The organism is Chryseobacterium taichungense (assembly GCF_900109935.1).
In the GTDB taxonomy this organism is placed as follows: Bacteria; Bacteroidota; Bacteroidia; order Flavobacteriales; family Weeksellaceae; genus Chryseobacterium; species Chryseobacterium taichungense.
Genome location: NZ_FOBV01000005.1, coordinates 15994 through 37727, shown reverse-complemented (window position 1 = coordinate 37727; position 21734 = coordinate 15994). Strand labels below are relative to the sequence as shown.

16 protein-coding genes are annotated in these 21734 nt (G+C 36.8%); 10 read left to right on the top strand and 6 right to left on the bottom strand.

Features of this window, described 5'->3' with window-relative positions; translation table 11 throughout:
• The first annotated feature begins 150 nt into the window (after positions 1–150).
• The 8 genes from nuoH to BMW64_RS11750 all read left to right on the top strand — a co-directional run bounded on the left by nuoH (position 151) and on the right by BMW64_RS11750 (position 9959).
• On the top strand, positions 151–1215 hold the full coding sequence (gene nuoH / locus BMW64_RS11785; RefSeq protein WP_090000170.1) for an NADH-quinone oxidoreductase subunit NuoH: 1065 nt from the start codon (positions 151–153) through the stop codon (positions 1213–1215).
• A 91-nt stretch (positions 1216–1306) separates the two neighbouring features.
• The gene (locus tag BMW64_RS11780; RefSeq protein ID WP_029298761.1) at positions 1307–1864 is read left to right on the top strand and encodes a NuoI/complex I 23 kDa subunit family protein; all 558 of its coding nucleotides are present in this window, start codon (positions 1307–1309) and stop codon (positions 1862–1864) included.
• A complete protein-coding gene (locus BMW64_RS11775) occupies positions 1864–2361 on the top strand; it encodes an NADH-quinone oxidoreductase subunit J family protein (RefSeq protein ID WP_090000169.1) in 498 nt (165 codons plus the stop codon). Before BMW64_RS11780 ends, BMW64_RS11775 begins: the two co-directional genes overlap by 1 nt.
• A 4-nt stretch (positions 2362–2365) precedes the next feature.
• Positions 2366–2695 (top strand): NADH-quinone oxidoreductase subunit NuoK, encoded by a 330-nt coding sequence (gene nuoK / locus BMW64_RS11770; RefSeq protein ID WP_027380123.1) that lies wholly within the window; start codon positions 2366–2368, stop codon positions 2693–2695.
• A gap of 2 nt (positions 2696–2697) precedes the next feature.
• Complete coding sequence (nuoL, locus tag BMW64_RS11765) at positions 2698–4611, top strand: NADH-quinone oxidoreductase subunit L (protein WP_090000168.1); 1914 nt, start codon at positions 2698–2700, stop codon at positions 4609–4611.
• Positions 4611–6104 (top strand): complex I subunit 4 family protein, encoded by a 1494-nt coding sequence (locus BMW64_RS11760; RefSeq protein ID WP_090000167.1) that lies wholly within the window; start codon positions 4611–4613, stop codon positions 6102–6104. Before nuoL ends, BMW64_RS11760 begins: the two co-directional genes overlap by 1 nt.
• 92 nt (positions 6105–6196) lie before the next feature.
• Positions 6197–7582, top strand: a complete 1386-nt coding sequence (locus BMW64_RS11755) for an NADH-quinone oxidoreductase subunit N (RefSeq protein WP_090000166.1) — start codon at positions 6197–6199, stop codon at positions 7580–7582.
• A gap of 73 nt (positions 7583–7655) precedes the next feature.
• Positions 7656–9959 (top strand): GAF domain-containing protein, encoded by a 2304-nt coding sequence (locus BMW64_RS11750; protein WP_090000165.1) that lies wholly within the window; start codon positions 7656–7658, stop codon positions 9957–9959.
• Positions 9960–10006: 47 nt separating this feature from the next.
• Here the strand turns inward: BMW64_RS11750 and BMW64_RS11745 are convergent, their stop codons facing one another.
• A complete protein-coding gene (locus BMW64_RS11745) occupies positions 10007–11179 on the bottom strand; it encodes a Pycsar system effector family protein (RefSeq protein ID WP_090000164.1) in 1173 nt (390 codons plus the stop codon).
• Positions 11180–11217: 38 nt separating this feature from the next.
• Between BMW64_RS11745 and BMW64_RS11740 the strand changes: the two genes are divergently transcribed.
• A complete protein-coding gene (locus tag BMW64_RS11740; RefSeq protein ID WP_228400917.1) occupies positions 11218–14922 on the top strand; it encodes a metallophosphoesterase in 3705 nt (1234 codons plus the stop codon).
• Positions 14923–15781: 859 nt separating this feature from the next.
• Here the strand turns inward: BMW64_RS11740 and BMW64_RS11735 are convergent.
• The 4 genes from BMW64_RS11735 to BMW64_RS11720 form a co-directional block, all read right to left on the bottom strand.
• The gene (locus BMW64_RS11735) at positions 15782–16654 is read right to left on the bottom strand and encodes an SMP-30/gluconolactonase/LRE family protein (RefSeq protein WP_090000162.1); all 873 of its coding nucleotides are present in this window, start codon (positions 16652–16654) and stop codon (positions 15782–15784) included.
• A gap of 2 nt (positions 16655–16656) precedes the next feature.
• The gene (locus tag BMW64_RS11730; protein ID WP_177175279.1) at positions 16657–17736 is read right to left on the bottom strand and encodes an FUSC family protein; all 1080 of its coding nucleotides are present in this window, start codon (positions 17734–17736) and stop codon (positions 16657–16659) included.
• 1 nt (position 17737) lies between these two features.
• Entirely contained in the window at positions 17738–18505 is a 768-nt protein-coding gene (gene mazG / locus BMW64_RS11725) for a nucleoside triphosphate pyrophosphohydrolase (RefSeq protein WP_090000160.1), read from the bottom strand.
• 575 nt (positions 18506–19080) lie between these two features.
• Positions 19081–19530, bottom strand: a complete 450-nt coding sequence (locus BMW64_RS11720) for a hypothetical protein (RefSeq protein WP_143052689.1) — start codon at positions 19528–19530, stop codon at positions 19081–19083.
• A gap of 1020 nt (positions 19531–20550) precedes the next feature.
• On the opposite strand from BMW64_RS11720, the gene BMW64_RS11715 reads away from it, so the two are divergent.
• On the top strand, positions 20551–20898 hold the full coding sequence (locus BMW64_RS11715) for a helix-turn-helix domain-containing protein (protein ID WP_090000158.1): 348 nt from the start codon (positions 20551–20553) through the stop codon (positions 20896–20898).
• Between the two features lie 98 nt (positions 20899–20996).
• Here the strand turns inward: BMW64_RS11715 and BMW64_RS11710 are convergent, their stop codons facing one another.
• Entirely contained in the window at positions 20997–21695 is a 699-nt protein-coding gene (locus tag BMW64_RS11710) for a hypothetical protein (RefSeq protein ID WP_143052688.1), read from the bottom strand.
• Between the last annotated feature and the right edge of the window lie 39 nt (positions 21696–21734).

Genomic DNA, 21734 nt, shown 5'->3' with positions numbered 1-21734 from the left:
GCTGAAAGTTTAATTTTAAAACTCAATTAATGCTTTCAACATCAGCCGTTTAAAAATTATAAAAAATTGGTAATGTGATGATGAGTTGATGCAACGATGTACTGAACATCCGGCTTCCAGCTCCCATCTTCAAAACATTTAAATTAAAAAATGGATTTACTTACATTTAAACTTATACTTGTACTGGCACTTTTCCTGCTTTCGTTAACGATTGCAGCCTACTCTACCTGGGCAGAGAGAAAAGTTGCTGCCATTATGCAGGATAGAATCGGACCAAACAGATCAGGGCCTTTCGGATTGCTGCAACCTCTTGCTGACGGTGGAAAGTTTTTCTTTAAAGAAGATTTTACCCCCGCTAATGCAGAAAAGTTCCTTTTCGTATTAGGGCCGGCTTTGGTAATGTTTATTTCATTAATCACAGGAGCAGTTATTCCTTGGGGTAAAAGTTTAAATATTGCAGGTACTTCTTATGATCTACAGGTGGCTAACATTGATGTTGGTGTACTTTTCATCATCGGAATGGCTTCCATCGGCGTTTACGGAATCATGATCGGAGGATGGGCTTCAAACAACAAATATTCATTATTAGGCGCTATCCGTGCTTCTTCTCAGATGATTTCTTACGAATTGGCAATGGGATTGGCTTTACTTTCAATTATTATGATGACAGGAAGCTTAGATTTAAAAGAAATCACCGCAAGCCAGACGAATGGAAAACTTTGGGGAGTTATTCCTTGGGTTTCCGGTCTTAACTGGAATATTTTTTACCAACCGGTTGCTTTCCTGGTATTCATCGTGGCGGCTTTAGCGGAAACCAACAGACACCCTTTCGATTTACCGGAGTGTGAGTCCGAATTGGTAACCGGATATTCAACTGAATATTCTTCCATGAAATTAGGATTGTACATGTTCGGTGAATATGTGAATATGTTTATTTCTAATGCTTTCATGGTAGTTCTTTTCTTCGGAGGTTATAACTATCCGGGAATTGAGTGGGTAACTCAGAACTGGGGTGAAAACACTGCCGGAATTTTGAGTATCGTAGCATTTTTAGCTAAAACGGTAATCGGAATTTTGATCTTTATGTGGATCAGATGGACACTTCCGAGATTCAGATATGACCAGTTAATGCATTTGGGGTGGAAAACTTTGATCCCAATGGCATTGGTAAACTTGCTGATTACAGGAGCTGTAATTTTAGCATTTGGAAATTAATTAATTTGAAAATGAGCTGATGTGAAAATGTGACGATGTTTAAACTTCCATCTTCCAGCTTCCATCTTCTAACATTTAATAATAAAAATAAATGAAACTTACGAACAGATCAAAAGTTGTTTCTAATAAAGAAATGACCCTTGCTGAAAAAATCTACTTGCCTGCAATTTTTACAGGAATGGGGATTACATTTAAGCATGCTGTAAGAACCGTACTGAAAGGTGCTCCTGCCGTATATTCGTATCCGGAAGTACAGAAGCCCAGAGCGGATATCTGGAGAGGTCAGCACGTTTTGAAAAGAGACGAAGAAGGCAGGGAAAGATGTACAGCGTGCGGACTTTGTGCGGTGGCATGTCCTGCAGAAGCAATTACAATGACTGCTGCTGAAAGAACAAAAGAGGAAAAGCATTTATACAGAGAAGAAAAATATGCTTCAGTATATGAAATCAATATGCTGAGATGTATTTTCTGCGGCATGTGTGAAGAGGCTTGTCCGAAATCTGCGATTTACCTTACTGACAGGTTGGTAGACGTAGAAACCAACAGAGGTTCTTTCATTTACGGAAAAGATAAATTGGTTGAAAAAATAAATGAAAGGATTGATATTACAGAAAGACAATCCGAGAAACAAAAAAATGCGGTAAAATAATGGATCAGTTTTTATTTTTCTTGGTGGCGTTTTTAGCAGTGGCAAGTGCGGTGTATTTCGTATTTGCTAGAAATCCTTTATATGCTATTTTGTCATTAATTGTTACGATGTTTTCTATTGCGGGCATGTACATTCTGCTGAATGCACAATTCCTTGCGATTATCCAGATTATTGTATACGCCGGGGCCATCATGGTATTATTCCTTTATATCCTGATGATGCTTAACCTTAATAAACAAGACGAAAGTAAGAAGAACAATACTTTAAAATTTGTTGGAGTTTTTACAGCAGGTCTTTTATTAATTGGGGTTTTAGGCGTATTCAGAGGCGTTCAGCAGAATCAGATTGTAGTTGAAAATGTAGACGGAAGTGTTGGGCTAACCAAAAATCTTGGGAGACTTTTGTTTAATGAATATGTTTTACCGTTTGAGCTTGCGTCCATCCTTATTTTGGCAGGTATTGTAGGTGCGGTATTAATCGGTAAAAAAGATTTATAAAATTATGGGAGAAGTAAATACATTTATACAAAGCATTCCTCTGAATTATTTCATCATTCTTTCGTCAGTATTATTCTGTCTGGGAGTGTTGGGCGTATTGCTGAGAAAAAATGCGATTGTTATTTTGGGTTGTGTAGAGCTTATGCTGAATTCTGTAAACCTTTTATTGGCAGCATTTTCAGCGTATAAAGGAAACGGCGACGGACAACTTTTAGTTTTCTTCATTATGGTGGTGGCTGCTGCGGAAGTAGCGGTAGGTTTGGCAATTATTGCTATGCTGTATAGAAATACCCGTTCTGTTGATGTAAGTATATTTAATAAATTAAGAGGATAAGAATGGAAAATTTAGTGTATGCAATAATACTTTTACCACTTTTAGGTTTTCTTATTAACGGTCTGTTCGGAAAAAATCTTCCAAAAATTGTTGTGGGTAGTTTGGCTACGGCAATGGTTTTTGCATCTTTCTGCATTGCAGTAAGTATTTTTATAAATTTTGATTCTGAAAGCCAGCCTGTCATTGTAAAAGCTTTTGAATGGTTTAGAGTAAATGGAGTTCAGATCAATTTTGGATTCCAGATCGATCAGTTGTCATTAATGATGATCATGATTATCACAGGAATCGGTTCTTTAATTCACCTCTACTCTATCGGATATATGAGCCACGATAAAGGCTTCTATAAGTTTTTCACTTATTTAAATCTATTTATCTTCTCCATGTTGTTATTGGTAATGGGAAGCAACTACCTGATCTTATTCATCGGATGGGAAGGGGTTGGATTGTGTTCTTATTTACTGATCGGATTCTGGTACACCAACGAAGAATATGGTAAAGCGGCAAGAAAAGCTTTCATTATGAATAGAATCGGTGACCTTGCGTTATTAATCGGGATCTTCATGCTGGCTTCTCAAACCAATGCTGTTGATTATCTAACAATCAGAGAAAACGCTGGAAAATTTGAATTAGACGGAAGCGTAATTATCTTTATTACGGCAAGTTTATTTATCGGTGCCACCGGTAAATCAGCTCAGGTTCCATTATATACATGGTTACCAGATGCGATGGCTGGGCCGACTCCTGTTTCTGCGTTAATTCACGCGGCAACGATGGTAACAGCGGGTATCTATTTGGTCGTAAGATCAAACTTCTTATTTACTTTAGCACCAACCGTTCAGGGAGGAATTTTATTCATCGGATTCTTGACAGCTGCTTTAGCTGGCTTCTATGCACTACGTCAGAACGATATCAAAAAAGTATTGGCTTACTCTACTGTTTCACAGCTTGGATTTATGTTCATTGCTTTAGGTCTCGGAGCGTATACAACGGCTATGTTCCACGTAATGACACACGCTTTCTTCAAAGCATTATTGTTCTTAGGGGCAGGTTCTGTGATTCATGCGATGAGCAATGAGCAGGATATGCGTTTCATGGGTGGTCTGAAAAAATATATTCCGCTTACCCACGCTACTTTCCTTATCGGAACACTGGCGATCTCAGGATTTCCTTTACTGTCAGGGATGATTTCTAAAGACGAAATTTTAGTAGCTGCTTTTGCTAAAAATCCGGTATACTGGGTGATCTTATTTATTTTAGCGGCAATTACAGCAACTTATATGTTCAGATTGTATTATCTAACTTTCCATGGAGAGTTCAGGGGTACTGAAGAACAAAAACACCACTTACACGAAAGCCCGACAAATATGACATTACCATTGATCGTATTGGCAATTCTTTCTGTAGTTGGTGGTTTAATCAACCTTCCTCACTTTATCGATCACGGTCATTATGCAAAATTAATGGAATGGCTGAAACCGGTTCTTACTGAGGAGAGCTTTAACCAAATGGAAGCGACTCTTTCCGGAGTTCCGTTTGGTACTGAAATGATACTTTTAGGCGCGACAGTTCTTATGTTCTTTACTGTTTGGTTTATGGTTAAAAACACTTATGTAAATAAGAAAAAACAAGCATTGCCGGAAGAACAGTACACAGGATGGGAAAAACTGTCTGCCAGAAAATTATATGTTGACGAACTTTACAATGCATTGATTGTAAAAACTGTTGAAGGATTAGGACGCGGAGGAAAGATGTTTGATAAAGGTATTCTTGATCGTTTTGTAGACTTCGTAGGCGAAGGTGCTGAAGACAGCGGAAAAGCCATGAAGCGCATCCAGAACGGAAATGTCGAGAACTACATTCTGATCATGTCTTTAGCGGTGGGAATTATACTGATTGTTAACTTTATATTACAATAATGTCTGGTTTATTATTAACATTATTACTATTACCTCTAGTAGGTTCGGGATTAGTTTTTGCATGGAAAAATAAATCCAGCAAATATTTGGCATTGGGAATTGCATTAATACAAATGCTGATTACCTTCTACATTACGGCGGATTTTGATTTTAATCCGACAGTAGACAGCGTATTACAGCACGAGATCAATTACCCATGGTCGCAATTTATTAAGAGCACGCTTCACTTCGGTATCGATGGGATGAGCCTTCTTCTTTTATTGCTGACGAATATTTTAACGCCAATCATTATTTTATCTTCTTTTAATGAAAATGTAAGCTACAGAAACACCTTCTACGGTTTGATTCTGCTAATGCAGTTCGGATTGGTTGGAGTTTTCACTTCGCTTGACGGATTATTGTTCTACATCTTCTGGGAAGTAACGTTGATTCCGATCTGGTTCATTGCCGGACTTTGGGGTCAGGAAAATAAGAGATTTGAATTTACTACGAAATTCTTCGTTTATACCTTTGTTGGATCATTATTCATGTTAGCAGGATTGATTTATGTTTACAATCATTCTGCATCTTTTGCACTGACAGATCTTTATAATGCTCAATTAAACGAAACGCAACAAACGGTGATATTCTGGTTTATTTTCTTTGCTTTTGCAGTGAAATTACCTGTATTCCCTTTCCATACCTGGCAACCGGATACGTATACTTATTCGCCAACTCAAGGATCAATGCTTTTGTCAGGGATCATGCTTAAAATGGCGATTTATGGAGTTATGCGTTATTTATTACCGATCACTCCGCTTCCGATAGCAGGAATTTCAGGACAGATTGTAATTATCTTAGCCATCGTAGGAATTGTTCACGGAGCTTTAATCGCGATCATACAAACGGATATGAAGAGAATTATTGCATATTCTTCTTTTTCTCACGTTGGATTAATGGTTGCAGGGATCTTCGCTTCTGCGGTGATTACTTTAAGAGGGACATTCAATATCGAGGGTGCCGAAGGGGCTTTGGTGCAAACATTTGCGCACGGTATCAACGTGGTGGGTTTATTTTACTGCTGTGATATTTTATACAAAAGATTCAAATCAAGAGACATCAGACAAATGGGAGGTCTTGCAAAAGTAGCTCCTAAATTTGCCGTATTGTTTCTGATCATTATATTAGGTTCTATGGGTGTTCCATTGACCAATGGTTTTATCGGGGAATTTATCCTGTTGAAGTCTGTCTATGATTTTAACGGATTGGCAGCAGTAATTGCGGGTCTTACTGTAATTCTTGCCGCTGTTTATTTACTGAGATTCTATGGAAAAGCAATGTTCGGACAAGGTGATGAGGCAGTTTTAAGTACAGCAAAAGATTTATCTACAGTAGAATTCTCTGTGTTGGCAAGTTTAGCGGTTTTTGTGATTGTATTTGGTATTTTCCCACAGCCGATCATCGAAATGGTGAATAGTTCGTTGAAGTTTATCTACACGGCAATGGCCAGTTAAAAATTAAAAGATTTAAAAATTAAAAAATTAGGAGATCGGAGAAGATTAGAGAAAAGCTAAAGACTTTAAACTTCAAATCTCAACTATAAATTATGAGTGTTTTAATTATTGTTTTCCTAACGGCAGTTGTTGCGTTATTTTCAGGAGTTTTTGAACAAGGAAAATTCGCAAGATACATTGGGATTTTGGGATTGATCATCGCATTATGGGTAAGTTTCATGCCGGAATGTGCATTCTTCGCACAATACCGACACATGTACGATTATACCGAAAATACCGCGTTGTTCACAAAAATATCAATTGTAACCACACTATTATTATTCTTTTTGGGAGGTTTTGCATTCAGTAACCACAGAAGCCACCAGTCAGAATTATATGCATTAATGCTTTTCGCACTATGTGGCGGAATTATCCTTTTCGGATACCAGAATCTAGTAACGCTATTCTTAGGTGTAGAAATCCTTTCTATTCCTTTATATGTAATGGCGGGAGCCAACAAAACGGATTTAAGATCAAATGAAGCTTCCATAAAATATTTCTTAATGGGTGCATTTGCGACAGGATTCCTGTTGTTTGGTATTGCATTTATCTACGGAAGTACCGGAAGTTTTGATTTATATAAGATCCAGGATTTTGGAGTTTCAAATCCTAAAGATGTAATGTTCATCCTGGGTGTATTACTGATTCTTTGTGCATTGGCATTCAAGGTAGCATTGGCACCTTTCCACATGTGGAGTCCTGATGTTTATTATGGTGCACCTTCATTGATTACAGCTTTTATGGCAAGTGTTGTGAAGATCTCCGGGTTTTATGCATTATTCAGATTAATGACCATTGGTTTCGGAGGAGTTACAGAAGAATGGATTAACGTTTTCGGCGTATTCCTGATCATCACTTTATTATTGGCAAACGTTATGGGTCTTGCGCAGACAAATGCAAAGAGAATGCTGGCATATTCTTCAGTTTCCCATGCAGGTTACATCGGTTTGGTATTCTTCGGAATGACAAGTCTTTCAACTTATAATCTGGCATTTTATTTATTTGCATATTCTTTAGCAACAGTGGGGGTTTTCATGTGTCTGATTTATGTTGAGAAACTAAAAAGAGAAACTTCTTTCGGAGCTTTCAGAGGCTTGGCAAAAACAGAACCATTGTTGGCTGTAGTAGCATCAATCTCTATGCTTTCAATGGCAGGAATTCCGTTGACAGCCGGCTTTATGGGGAAATTTGCATTATTCTCTCAGGCAATGAACTCTGACCACGGCGTTTTCCTGGTTTTGGTAGCCGTTTTAGGATCTGCCCTTTCCATTGCTTATTATTTAAGATTAATTATTTCAATGTTTTTCTTTAAAGAAAGTACATTCAAATCTTCAGAGAAAGTAACCTTAACTTATAATATCGTTGCGGTAGTTATAATTGCTTCAATTATTGTTTTGGGAGTTTTCCCTGACCTGTTTGCAAAACAGTTCGGATTATAAAAAAATCGTTTAAAATAACAAACCACAACCGCTAAGTTGTGGTTTTTTTATACCTTTACTTTAAATTTCAGTTTTGGCAAATCTTTACAAAAAAGACGCTCCATTTCAGGTTTATATTTCTTTCAAAAAATATTTGGATGTTCTGGAACATATCCGATACAACGACCGTCTGGATTATCGTGTCAACTATGCCAAATCGTTGATTGATAAGACCAAAAATTTCCGGGAACTGAGAGATGGTTTTCAGGATATTTCCCTGCTGGAAAAACATGATGAGCTTATTAAGCTTTTGCTTTCCGATCTTTTCCCAACAGGACTTACCTATAACGAAATAAAAGCGGCCAGCAGTCCTCTTTCTAATATTACCTTCAACTACACGGAAAGATTTAAAAATATTCTTAAAGATGCCGGAAAAGATTTCGAAATCGAACTTCGGAATATTGATGATGATGAATTTTATGTATTTTGTTGTTGCCTAATTCTACAAACCTACTACAAAAGGGATATCAAAAGCTCGCTTCCATTTTATTATGACATCCCGAACAGGCTGGGAGTCATAAAGCATTACAAAATCACGGTAAATTCTGATTTTACAGAAGTATATCCTAAAGAAGGCACAAAACTTCCTTCGGAAGAAGTGGTGGATGCGCTGCTGGAAAATCTTGACGATTATAAGATGTGGAAAAAATATTTCCCGTCAGAATCTTGGATATTAAAAGGCTTTACGATCATTTCCCTGGTAGACTGCACCTCTGAAGTGGCATTATCTGATCTTAAATCCAGCATGATCAGTATTGATCCCGAAAACCTTTCGCCGGATGAAAATCTTGTTGAAATTTTCAAATCTTATTTTGATGTTGCTGAGCTTAATTTTGGATTAATGCTTTTTAACAAAAAAGACCAGCATCTGGAGAAACTTCCGATTTACGAAAATGTTTTTACCAACCATATTCTTGATTTCTGGATCAATGCTTCTGATGAAGAAACGAGACGAAGTACTTTCACGAATTTAAATCACAATTCCAAGCCTATCGTAGTTTCCAACATCACGAATTTGGATTACGATATACAATCTCTGCCTTCATTTAAAATTTTAAGTGATAACAACATCAACAGCTTCATGGTCATCCCGATCATGAAAGAGAACGAGTTAGTCGCCATCATGGAGTTCACCTCCCCTATTGTCAACAGCTTCAATGGCCTGAAACTAAAAAAACTGGAATTTTTTTCGGATATGATCCTGTTTTCAATAAACAGATTCAGTTTTGAAAAAAACTATCAGATCGAAGCAATTATTCAGCGTGAATATACCTCGATCCATGATAGTGTTGTCTGGAAATTCAGGAATGAAGCTGAAAAATATTTTAATGCTTCTCTTTCTAAAAAAATATATACTTTAAAGCAAATCACCTTTAAAAACCTTACGCCTCTTTTTGGTTTTTCAGATATCCATTCATCTTCTGAAAAACGATATAATTTTATGCTTGAAGACCTCAACCAGCAAATTGAATGCTTACATGAAATTTTCTCTATGCTGGAGTCTGATACTGAGAAATATGTTCTGGCTATTGATATTTTTGAGAATGAGCTGAACAATGAAATAAAAGCGGACAGTGAGCAACGTTTTCAGCGGCTGCTTAGAGATGAGATTCATCCTTTTTTACAGGCTAAGTTGGAGATAAAGTCTTCCAGTGAAGTTAAGGCAAAAATAAAAGATTATTTCAGTCAGGTTTTTACGCAAAATGATTTATTTTACAGTAAACGTAAAAATCTGGATGATTCAATCACATTGGTAAACAGAAAACTTGCGGACGTATTGGATGAAAGCCAAACAAAGGCGCAGCAGATTTTCCCACATTATTACGAAAGGTTTAAATCAGATGGAATTGAACATAATCTGTATATCGGACAAAATATCGCTCCGGAACTTCATTATCATTCAAAAGTTGTTCATAAACTGAGATACTGGCAGCTTAAGACGATATGCAATATGGAACGGGAATTTCAGAATTTTAAGAAAGATCTACCAATTCCACTAGATATTGCCTCATTAATTTTTGTATACAATGAAAAAATTGATATCCGTTTCAGAATGGACGAAAAGCGTTTTGATGTTGACGGAGCATTCAACTCTTATTACGAAATCATTAAAAAGCGTCTTGATAAAGCTCATGTAAAAGATTCTTCCGAGAGAATTACCTGTCCCGGGAAAATAACCATCGTTTACTTCGGCATGGAAAATCAAAGGGAATATCTGGATTATATCAACAAGCTGCAAAAAAAGGAAATCCTTCAGAATGACATAGAGTTTCTCCGTGTGGAAGATCTTCAGGGAATTACAGGACTTTTGGCATTAAGAGTCTCATTTGCAAAATAAAAAACGCATCCCGACAGATGAGTTTTTAATATGGAGTTGGTATTCATTTAAAGACTTAAAAAAGCATATCCGAAAGATAATACAGAGATAACAATTCCCGCCATGAAAATCTGGTATGTGATTGATAAAAGCCTGTATTTCCTATCTAAAACTTTTCCGAGATAATATAAATCTTTTACCATTGAGTCATAAATATAATCGCGGTCTTTGATGAGAATATTCATCGCATCCTGATAATCCTCAAAAATCATACGGTTGAAATTCCCGAAAAATAACAGATTTACCTTTCTATCGGCAACATCTTTTGCTGTAAATCTTGCCTTGGTAACATTTGGCTTTGTAGAAAGAATGGCAAAGATGATCGTTAAAACAGCAGATAATAACAATATAAAACTCGGAATGATAAGGTGAGAATTCTTTGGGGTATCAAGCTTTGGAACCAATACCGAAAGACAGACAGAAATGATAATCGCATTGACCGACAACAGAATATTGGCTTTGCTGTCTGCAATATCACTTAATCTGGTATGGTTGCTCAATGTCACTCTGAACAATGTGTCAACACTGCGGTCTGATTTAGGCTCTTTTTCTTTAGATTTTTTACTTTCAGAGCTGTCTTTTTTATCTTCTTCCTTTTCCAGTTTTTTCTCAATTTTTTTAATATTCTTATCTTTTAAAGGCTGCCAGTTTTGTTTTGCATAATCGGTGTAAAAACGATGCTTGTGTTTTAGCATATCGAGATTTCCGGCGTTCCATTCATCATTGGAAAAACACCGTACGTTGGTAAGTTCCCACTCTTTCCGTAAAGAATCAGAAATATCATTATAGTCGTGGCTGGCAAAATGGCTGCAGTCTGCATCCTTTACAATTTTTTCCAGAAGATTTTGTGGCTCATAAGTGATTTTCGTTGCAAGAATAAGCTTTGCGATATCATCAATGTCATTTTCAGCATAACCTTCTTTCTGGAGAAAATTTTTCATAATTACCGCACCTTTCTCTTCATGGTCTTTGGCACATTCTATGTATCCTGTATCGTGAAACCAAAGAGCAAGCAATACCTTTTCCTGGTCTTTTGTAGATACAGGAGTATTTTTTAAGATTTCCTCAGCTTTGTTTACCGTAAATGTAGTATGAATAAAATTATGATAAAAATATACCGAAGATAGCTTATCTTTGAATAAGGTTTCAACATAATCTTTGGCTTTTTGTAAAATGTCCATCACCGAAATTTTGTTAATGTAAATTTATGAATTTATACTTGAAAACTCATCTAAAAAATACTTCTGTTGCTCTTAGATTCGTATTGTCGGCCGGAGTTCTTTATTCCTGCGCAACATATAACGTAAAAAAAGGCAAAAACTTATCTGAAGTAAACAATTCTGATATAAAATCAAATACCGATTTTAAAATTTTCCTTGTAGGAGATGCAGGAAATGCGGATGAGCCTCAGTCTCAGCATACATTAAATTTACTCAAAAGCCAGCTGGACGCTGCAGACAGCAATTCTATGCTGATTTTCTTAGGGGATAATATTTACCCAAATGGAATGCCTAACAAGTCTGATAAAAATTATGATGTGGCAAAGAAAAAACTGGAAGACCAGCTTTCCATCGTAAAAAACTTTAAAGGAAAGACATTGGTTATTCCCGGAAATCACGATTGGTACAACGGTTTGGATGGAATGAAATCCCAGGAGGATTTTGTGAAAAGCTATTTAAATGATAAAAAAGCTTTTCTCCCTAAAAACTCATGTCCAATTGATGATATCAGTTTAACAAAAGATATAAAATTGATTGTAATTGATTCGGAATGGGCACTGCTAAACTGGGACAAAAATCCGGGAATCAACAAAAACTGTGATATAAAAACCCGTGATGATTTTTTCACTGAATTTAAAGATCTTGTTAATAAAAATCAGGACAAACAAATCATTGTTGCCCTCCATCATCCGGTGATCAGCAGCGGTACCCATGCGGGATTCAGCTCGGCAAAATCTAATCTTTTTCCATTCAAGAGTAAAATTCCGGTACCTGGAGTGGCAAGTCTCATCAATGTGGTGAGAAGTTCATCAGGAGCAAATCCGGAAGATATTAACAATCAACATTATGCTGATCTTGCTAATAGATTAAAAAGCATCGTTCAGGAAAAGGACAATGTTATTTTTGTTTCCGGGCACGATCACAACTTGCAATATCATGAAGCAAGAAACATCCGGCAGATCATCAGTGGTGCCGGCTCTAAGGTAGATCCGGCGTCGATCAAAGAAAAAACAGACTTTTCCTACGGAGGAAGCGGATTTGCCGTATTAAACATTAGAAAAGATAAAAGTGCTGACGTTGAATATTTTTCGACAAAAGATAATTCTTTAGAAAAACTTTCACATATCCAGGTAACAAAAAAACCGACCGATTTTATCAATAATTATCCCGATTCTTTTCCCTCTACCGTAACATCTACAATTTATCCTAAAAAACTAACGGAAAAAGGAAAATTTTACAGATGGCTCTGGGGTGAGCATTACAGAAAATATTATGGAATGCCAATCGAAGCTCCTACCGCTAATATTTCTACGCTTGACGGAGGATATACTCCGTTCAGAGAAGGTGGAGGAAACCAATCAAATAGTCTTCGTCTGAAAGCACAGGACGGACAGGAATTTGTGATGAGAGGTGTTAAAAAAAGTGCCGTACGTTTCCTTAACAACATGGCATTCAGAAAAAGTACTTTTGGAAATGAACTGAACAATACGTTTCCGGATAAATTCCTGCTGGATTTTTATACTGCCAACCATCCTTTTACTCCGTTTGCTGTAGGAAATATGGCTGACAAAATTGATCTTTATCACAGCAATCCAAGATTATATTATATTCCTAAACAAAAAGCGTTGGGAGAATATAATCTGAATTATGGAGATGAAATGTATATGATAGAAGAACGTTTTTCTTCAGATCCTAAAACCCTTGCTTCATTAGATAACGCAAAAGATATTGTTTCAACGGATGATGTGCTTAAAAATTTTAACAAAAATTACAAATATTCGGTAGACCAGGAATTGTATATCAGAGCACGACTTTTTGATATGCTGATCGGCGATTGGGATCGCCATTCAGATCAATGGAAATGGGCAGAATATCAGGAAGGCGATAAAGTAGTTTATAAACCAATACCCCGTGACCGGGATCAGGCGTTCAGCAAATATGATGGCAATGCCTTTAAGATTATCATGAATATTCCGGCAATCCGCCACATGAAAACTTTTAAAGATGATATCAGAAGCGTAAAATGGCTTTCCATGGAACCTTATCCTCTTGATCTTGTTTTCCTTAAGGGTGCAACTCAGGAAGAATGGATCGCACAGGCACAATACATTCAGGAGCATCTCACGGATGAGGATATTGATAATGCTTTTAAAAATTTACCAAAAGAGGTACAGGACGAAACCATTGCAGAAATTCAGAGAAAGCTTAAATCAAGAAAAACAAAATTAGAGACCTACGCGTCTCAATACTATGATGTTTTACAGAAAAAAGTTCCATTAGCGGGAACTGTAAATCCTGATAAATTTGTCATTACAAAAAACGGAAACTCAGTAAATGTTAAACAATATAAACTAGACAAAAAGAAAGAAAATCCTGAATTGGTTTTTGAGAAAACCTATGACGATTCCAAAACAAAGGAACTCTGGATTTACGGACTTGAAGACGATGATATCTATGAAGTTTCAGGCGATGGAAGACCGAAGATTAATATCCGTTTGATCGGAGGTTATAACCATGATACTTATAATGTTGCTGACGGCAGTAAGGTAAAAATTTATGATTTTAAATCCCAAAAAAATACGTACAATACGAAAGGGACGACAAAACATATTTCAGATGATTATGCCATTAACACTTATAATTACAAGCATCCCAGATATAATTTTTTTGCAGGCTATCCGAATGCCAATTTCAATCCGGATGACGGAGTTATTCTGGGCGTTGTAGCCAACTATACGGTAAATAATTTCATCAGGGATCCCTATACTCAAAGACACAGTCTCAGAGCCAATGTATACACTGCTACAGGAGGATTTAATCTTGGCTACAAAGGAATTTTTAAAAAAGTAATCGGAAGCTGGGATGCCGGAATTGATGCATCTTATACTACGCCGTTTTTTGCTAGAACGTTCTTTGGTCTTGGTAATGAAACTGAATATGATAAAGAGACCGTTGAAAGAGATTACAATCGTGTACGGATTTCACAGTTTAAATTTGCGCCGTCATTATCCACAACAAGCTGGCATAATCTTAAACATCAGTTCCAGCTGACCTTTGAGCATGCTAAAGTACAGAGAAATGATGACCGTTTTGTGGCCGTTTCCCCGGATGTCAGTCCCGAAGTTTTCAACGGACAGCAGTTTGCAGGCGCTAATTATACATTTAGTTTTAAAAATTTAGATAATAACGCATTTCCTACTTTAGGAATGGAATTTGCGCTAAACGCCGGCTGGAAAGCCAATATCTCAACCTTCGATCAAAATTTCGCAACCTTTCAGGGAATGTTGAATGTGTTTCACAGAATTGATAAAAGAGGCAGATTTGTATTTGCCAATTCTACCAATGCCATGATTATCAACAATAATAATTTTGAATTTTATCAGGCGGCTGCAATAGGTGGAAATAATGCGATGCGTGCTTACAGGAATGAAAGATTTGCAGGAAAATCTTATTTTGTCAATAATGCCGAAATACGATGGGATTTTGGAAGAATTAAAAACAACATCGCCCCCGCCAATATGGGAGTCCTAATTGGTTATGACCTGGGAAGAGTTTGGATGGACCGGGAATCCTCTGACAAATGGCATCAGGGTGTTGGTGCAGGATTCTGGCTGAATATTCTTGAAATGTTTTCTGCAAGGATAGATTATTTCACCGGTGAAGATGGCGGAAGAATTTCAGGGGGTGTGGGACTTGCGTTTTAGGTTACCGGTAAATTAAGCTAGCTAACACATGAGTCATCAAATTTCGATTAAAAATTTGCACATATTTTAGATCACACAAAAAGAGAATCAAAGATTTTCATGAATATTTTAGAATATGCATATCGTTTGTCATTCCCGCAGGGAATCCAGATCCGAATCGTCCTATGCCAATCTCTAATACGATGTTGAGATTCCCTGCGGGAATGACAACGTTGTGGTGAATTTCTATAGATGCTATTTTATACTCCATTGGTCATAAAGAAGACCATTGGGTAGTTGATTAAGTGACAAAAACTTTTTCTGACACATTAAGAATATAAGATTTTAAGGTAAAAATTGCGCATTTTTAGAGCACAGAAGAAGAGTCCGTCTCACAACTAGTGAAAACGGACTTTTTTTATGATTTTTCTCGACCTCCTATCGGAGAATGATTTTCGTACGTTCGACTCTCAACCCGTATCATTGAGTTGTGAGACTGATATATTTGGGTAATAGAATATGTATCTCACTTTTCATTCCGCAGGGAATCCAGATCCGAATCGTCCTATGCCAATCTCTAATACGATGTTGAGATTCCCTGCGGGAATGACAAACCGGGTGTTGTGTTTCTGTAGATGTTATTTTATACTTCATGTCTGTAAGAAGTGACTATTCAATAGCTGATTAATTGTCTCAAAGCCAAACTTAGTGGTCTCTTATAAGTAGAACGCCTCTGTGAAACTTTTAGCAGCAGATAGGAATATTTTCTCCGTGAATTCTGCGTTCCAAATGGCTAATCCGAGCCGAAGCCACACCATCATCTGTAAAAATCTACTCAAATCTGTGGTTTAACTTTAACACATAAGTCACACTGTACACTTTATTTCAAATTAAACATGTAGACGTTGCCTCCGGTTTTTTTATCCTTTTCATCGGCGATCAGCAATGTTTTATCATCAGCAAAAGCTATGGCTTCTTTCTGAGAATTATGACCCAAGGATATTTTCTGAATCTTGGCGGAATTAAAATCGTTCTCCGTAAAACCGGTGACAATCTGAACATTTTTATGGTTCAGCAAAACAATTTTATCCCCGGTACGGTTGATTGCTGCTGAAGTAATGGCCGCATCACTATATCCTCCATCAAGCTTTAATGTACCAATTAATTTTGCCTCAAAATCTCCTTCTCTGTTAGGCACTTTAAAAACGAGAAAAGTTCCGTCAAAACCCTTGCTTCTGTTTTTGGTAAACAGATAAAAATTTCCTTTTGTCTCTACAAAAGCTTCACAGTCGTAGAGCCATTTTGATTTTTTCGGTGGAAATTCTGCCTGTCCTTCATAATGAAATTTTGTCGTCTGGACTACCTCTGCTGACTTTTGTGAAGCATCTTTAAGATCAACTTTTAAAATAGAAAGATTTTGGCGGTCATTATCGTTATTTCCAAAATCCCCGATATAAAAATTCCCTTCAGAATCTGTTGTGATATCTTCCCAGTCGTTGTTTTCAGCATTATTCACCAGCACGTCAGCAATTTGCTTTCCTTGCCTGTCAAGACCATAAATAACGTTCTTGTTTCCCTGATCTTCGATGGCCCAGATCGTCTGCTTATCTTTAGACAAAGCAATTCCTGAAACTTCTTTAAGCTTTTTAGGCAAAGAAAATTCTACGTCCAGACCTCCGTTATTTGGAGAATCCTGAGCTTTAGGATTGCAGCTCACCAATAAGAATGCTGATAAAACAATAACTCGCAACATATTTATTTTTTTAATTTTTTAAACTGAAAATAGGAAAACCTGATATTCTTCTCTAAGTTATTAATAATCTGCTGATGATGAAGAAAAAATCCTGCTGCCAGACCAATCAGACTTCCGATAATGGTATCGAGCAATCTTGCATGCATCAGATTTTCAACATTATGGTGAACCGTACTTCCTGTTTCTGCCAGAAGAATAGTAAGAGGGGTGATGAACACAACGGCAAGGCCATAATTCCGTACTACCAGTAATTCAATAATGAATTGAAGAACCGTGATAATCACAATCATGACAATCTTTTCAGGATTGAACAAAAGAATAATCCATGCCAAGCCGATTCCGATAAAAGTTCCCAGGATCCTGTGCATATTTCTCTGCCGTACATGCTCAAAATTCCGTCCCTGAACAATGGCAACCGCAGCGATAGAGATCCAATAGGTATTATTAAATTGTAAAAGATGTCCGACGATCAGGGTTAATGCCATAAAAAAGCCAATGATCGTACTTTCCACAAACTTGGTATATCGTCTTTTGTTAAATGTTCTTCTCGGAAGCGCAACGACTTCGCTTTTCTCAATAAAAACAGAGTATAAAAAAGCAAATGAGCACGATAAAATAGCTCCCATTGCCACAAGGCCAACTCTGGTAGGAATCATTTCCAGATCAAATTTATAGGTGCTTGCCATAGCCGCCACCATGATAAAGAAAAAATTTCCGGGCGGTGGAATTTTGTAGTAAGAAGAGATAAAATGAGCCAGAAAGGCAATAATACCCAATGATAACGCTCCCGCATAGGCATTAAATCCGAAAAAAGAACTTACCGAAAATGAGAAAACAATTCCAAATGCACAAACTGCCAGATGAATCATTCGCTGTGTGATCGGGGCAGAAGTAAAATATAATATCGTTAATGCTCCCAAACTGGAAAGCGCTCCATAATTAGGTTTTCCTGAATAATAACCAATAAACAGGCAGCTCCCGATACAAAGTGCCGCAAGAAAAGGGAAATGCCATTTGCGCTCGGTCTGCTTAAATTCCAGCAGATACTGAAAACGGTGATGTATCGGATTCTTTACCTTCATTTTACTGTAACTGTTTAGCCTTTTCCCACAAAACATCCATTTCCTCCAGTGACATTTCTGCTAATTTTAAATTCTGTTCAGCAGCTAAATGTTCCATTTTCTGGAATCTTGAAATAAATTTTAAGTTGGTTCTTTCAAGCGCAGAATCCGGGTTGATCCCTGAAATTCTTGCATAATTGATCAGGGAAAAAAATACATCTCCGAGTTCCTGTTCCTTTTTATCCGGATCTGTTTCAGCATGAAACTCCTGGATTTCTTCATCTACTTTTTTCCATGCATCTTCCGCATCGTGAAATTCAAACCCGATTCCCTTTACCTTATCCTGAATACGATAAGCTTTTACCATGCTCGGCAAACTTTTCGGAACGCCTCCTAAAATGGACTTATTACCTTCTTTAAGCTTTAATTTTTCCCAGTTCTGCTTTACCTCTTCTTCATCTTTTACCTCGGTATCACCATAAATATGAGGATGACGGAAAATCAGCTTTTCATTGAGTGAATTAATGACATCCGCAATGTCGAAGCTTTCTTTCTCGGAACCGATCTTTGCATAAAAAACAAGATGCAGCAGTACATCGCCCAATTCTTTTTTGATTTCCTGTAAATCATTCTGAAGGATCGCATCTGATAGCTCGTAAGTTTCTTCCAGTGTTAAATGGCGAAGTGATTCCAGCGTCTGTTTCTGATCCCAAGGGCATTGTTCACGCAGATCATCCATAATATCCAATAATCTTCCGAAAGCTTCCAGTTTTTCCTGTTTGGTATTCATAATTGAGAATTCAAGTCTTACAAATTTACGGGAAATCTTTTTGATGTGCTTTCGTCTTGAAACAAAAGAATGAAAATTCAAGACTTGGAACCTTCTGCTAAAAATTAAAATTTACCTAAACTCACTTATAAAAACCGTCAAGTTTCAACACCCAGTTTGTCATCCCGTAGGGATCTCGACATAGTATGAGAGATTCGCATGGAAAAATTCGCATCTGGATTCCCTGCGGGAATGACAAACGGATGCCTATTTTGGTACTCCAATGAAAATCTTTGATTTTCTTTCTTCCATGCTCTGAAATGTTTTCAAAGCATTCATCTTAAATCTCATGCTTCTAATGTGTTTAAAAAGCTTTTGCCTCTTTTGTGGTTAAATTCAAACTGCGAATTTTCACAGATAATAATGTGGCTTCGGCTCCGCTCAGCCACCGGACCGGTCAATTACATTTATACAAGACAAATCAAAGATTTTTAAAAACTTATGTGTTCTAAAATACACGCAAAGCTTTATCCTTTAACCTAATATGACTCATGTGTTTAAAGCTTTTGCCACTTTTGTGGTTAAAAATCTACAGTTTATTTTGAATTCCTTTCCACGATCAGCCAAGCGGCATCAAGCATTTTCACGAGCTGGATATACGGAATAACGATCCTATTTTCCTGATCACATCTGGAATTTCCCAGCGAGAAATAAACCATCGTCGACAGAAACTCATCGTATTCTTTCAGGCTGCAGACCTTGAAAGCATTCCGGAAGACCCGCACCGGATTCTGGTATTCTTCCTTTGAAAGGGAATTCGGGATTATAAGAGGAATGTTTTCTGAAGCGCTGAACATTTCTTTCTTAGCTTTTCCCCCGATCAGGCGACCGGCCCGGACCAATGACCGCAATGACTGGTACAGGTGGAAAATTTCCGCAGGCTCTTTTCTGATCCGGACTTTCGGCTGTACTGAACACTGCAACATCATGCTGAGCGTTTCTTTCACTTCGCCCAGATCATTGAATTGGAAGAACGCCTCCAGCAAGCCTATCGCTGAATGCTTACGGGTGCCGGACCAGAACCGGGTTTCGAAATCGGTTTTTTTATTTTTCATCATTTTTAATTATCCGTTATGGAGCATAATACTTTTAACACAATGAGTCGCTAAGATTTTTTTATAGCCACTGTTTTTAAGTTCACAAAGGCGTTTCACTAAGCAAACGATACATGCGCTTCAAGAGATCAACAATTGAATAAGCATTGCTATTATTCGCTGAACATACACTGAAGGTTTACGAATGTAGTTCAGTCTCGGCGACGGTAAACTAACAAATAATAAAACATTGCTTTGCGATCGTAGCGTTAGATATTCAATAGCAATCAGTTATTTAATTAACATCCCACTGATTACGCTGATTAGATGCGATTTATCAAATTAACTTATTTATCGCAACGCAAAACAGTGAAATGTTAACTTTTTGAAATGCTTTTAAGACATACAGGCCACTTTGTCTATTAAGGTTATACAAAAAATTTTCAATCCTTAAGCATACCGGAGCCGGCCTGCCTTTGGCAGACCATTACCGGATGTTCACAACAATCACTACGCTGCTGTATGCAGACCGTTTACTTTTTTTAAATTCCTTTCGGGATGAAAATAATTTGGAAAATTGACAGAAAGCCAGTACTTTTAAGGGTGAGTTTAAGCGTACTTCGGCTTTCCTTTAGGCATAAAGGAATTTCGGAGGGTAGCGGTTTTTGGGTGAGGCTATACCCGCCTTCCTGCACTTGCGGGCAGTTTTGTATAGCGCTGTCATGGGCTAAGTTGCAAGGCCGCAATTATTACGGCGGACCTGTAAGCGACGGGATTAAAATTTTCTTTCTCATCATTTGTGTAGTATGAAATTTTCACCTGAAACCTGCGTAAAGAACACATTGTTGCCGGCGTTGTTGACTCGAAATGCGTCTTTTTAATTGGTCTTCCAGGCTGATTGTTAATTCGCTAATACAAATATAATAATAAATTTCAATACACCAATATATAGGTGTAATATTTTTTAAAAATATGATCAAAACTTTTGTTTTTGAAACAACTCAATTTGATTATGACCTCATCAATCATATCAAAAAGTTAAGAATTGAAAAAGGATTATCTCAAGAAAAATTAAGCTTAGAAATGGGCTTAGCGAGAAGTTTTGTTGGTAATGTTGAAAATATAAAAGAAAATCATAAATATTCCACCCGCCATATTTCATTATTAGCAAAAGCTTTCGGCTACAAAAATATTTCCGAACTGATGGACTTTCCTACTCCGCAATATGACCGAATTAAAGTCACCGTGAAGCAAGTTTATAATGAGAGCGGAACGAAGGTGATGGGAAGTGAGGTGGTGGGGATTGAGGGGATTGAGTGAGAAACTCTTGACGTGATTAGGATTAATAAATGATGTTTAATGCAAATATTAAACTTATCGTTTCAGTTATAGAATTTCTATCGTTTTTTGAGATAAGATTACTTAATGTACTTTTTATAATGTTTTTCAATGTAGATTTCTATTTCTCTTAAAATAAGATGAAACTCATACATAGCATCTGCCATATTTTCAAAGTCCGTATTTTTAAAGATTATTGGGTTAGCTAAAACATCAGCCATTAAATAAAAATTAGATTCATTTAATTTATTCAATAATTTTATAAAATCACTTTCGAGAAAGGGCATATAAACAAAAATATTTTCTATCAATGCCTTCGCATTAATATATGAATTATTGTAAATTAATTGAGAATATGTTGCAGATATTGGACTAGTAACTGTGCCTAACACAATAGTTGGGTGAATTGTTTTTGGATTTGTATTTTTACAAAGTTTTATGTACTCTTCTTTTGTGATTTTCTTTGTTAAATCTTCTGTTAAACAATTATTTGCAGAAGCTAACGTTGTTACTACACTATTCCCTCTTCCTATTAGCTGGCAACTCAAATTATATACTGTTGAAAAAATATTTCTTTTGTCTTTGTTTTCCTGATATTTTACAACAACCAAGTAAAAGATATAACTCGCAATGTACGCCAAACTAAGGTTCGAAAGAATGTTTCCGATTTCATTACTTTTAGGCATTAACTCAGAAATATCGTTAAAAAAAACATTATTACATAATACAATTATTATAGAAATAATTAGAAAAATTATTAAAATTCGTTTTTGGCTCATAGGTTATTATCGTTTTTTTGAGATTGAGATTCTACTTTA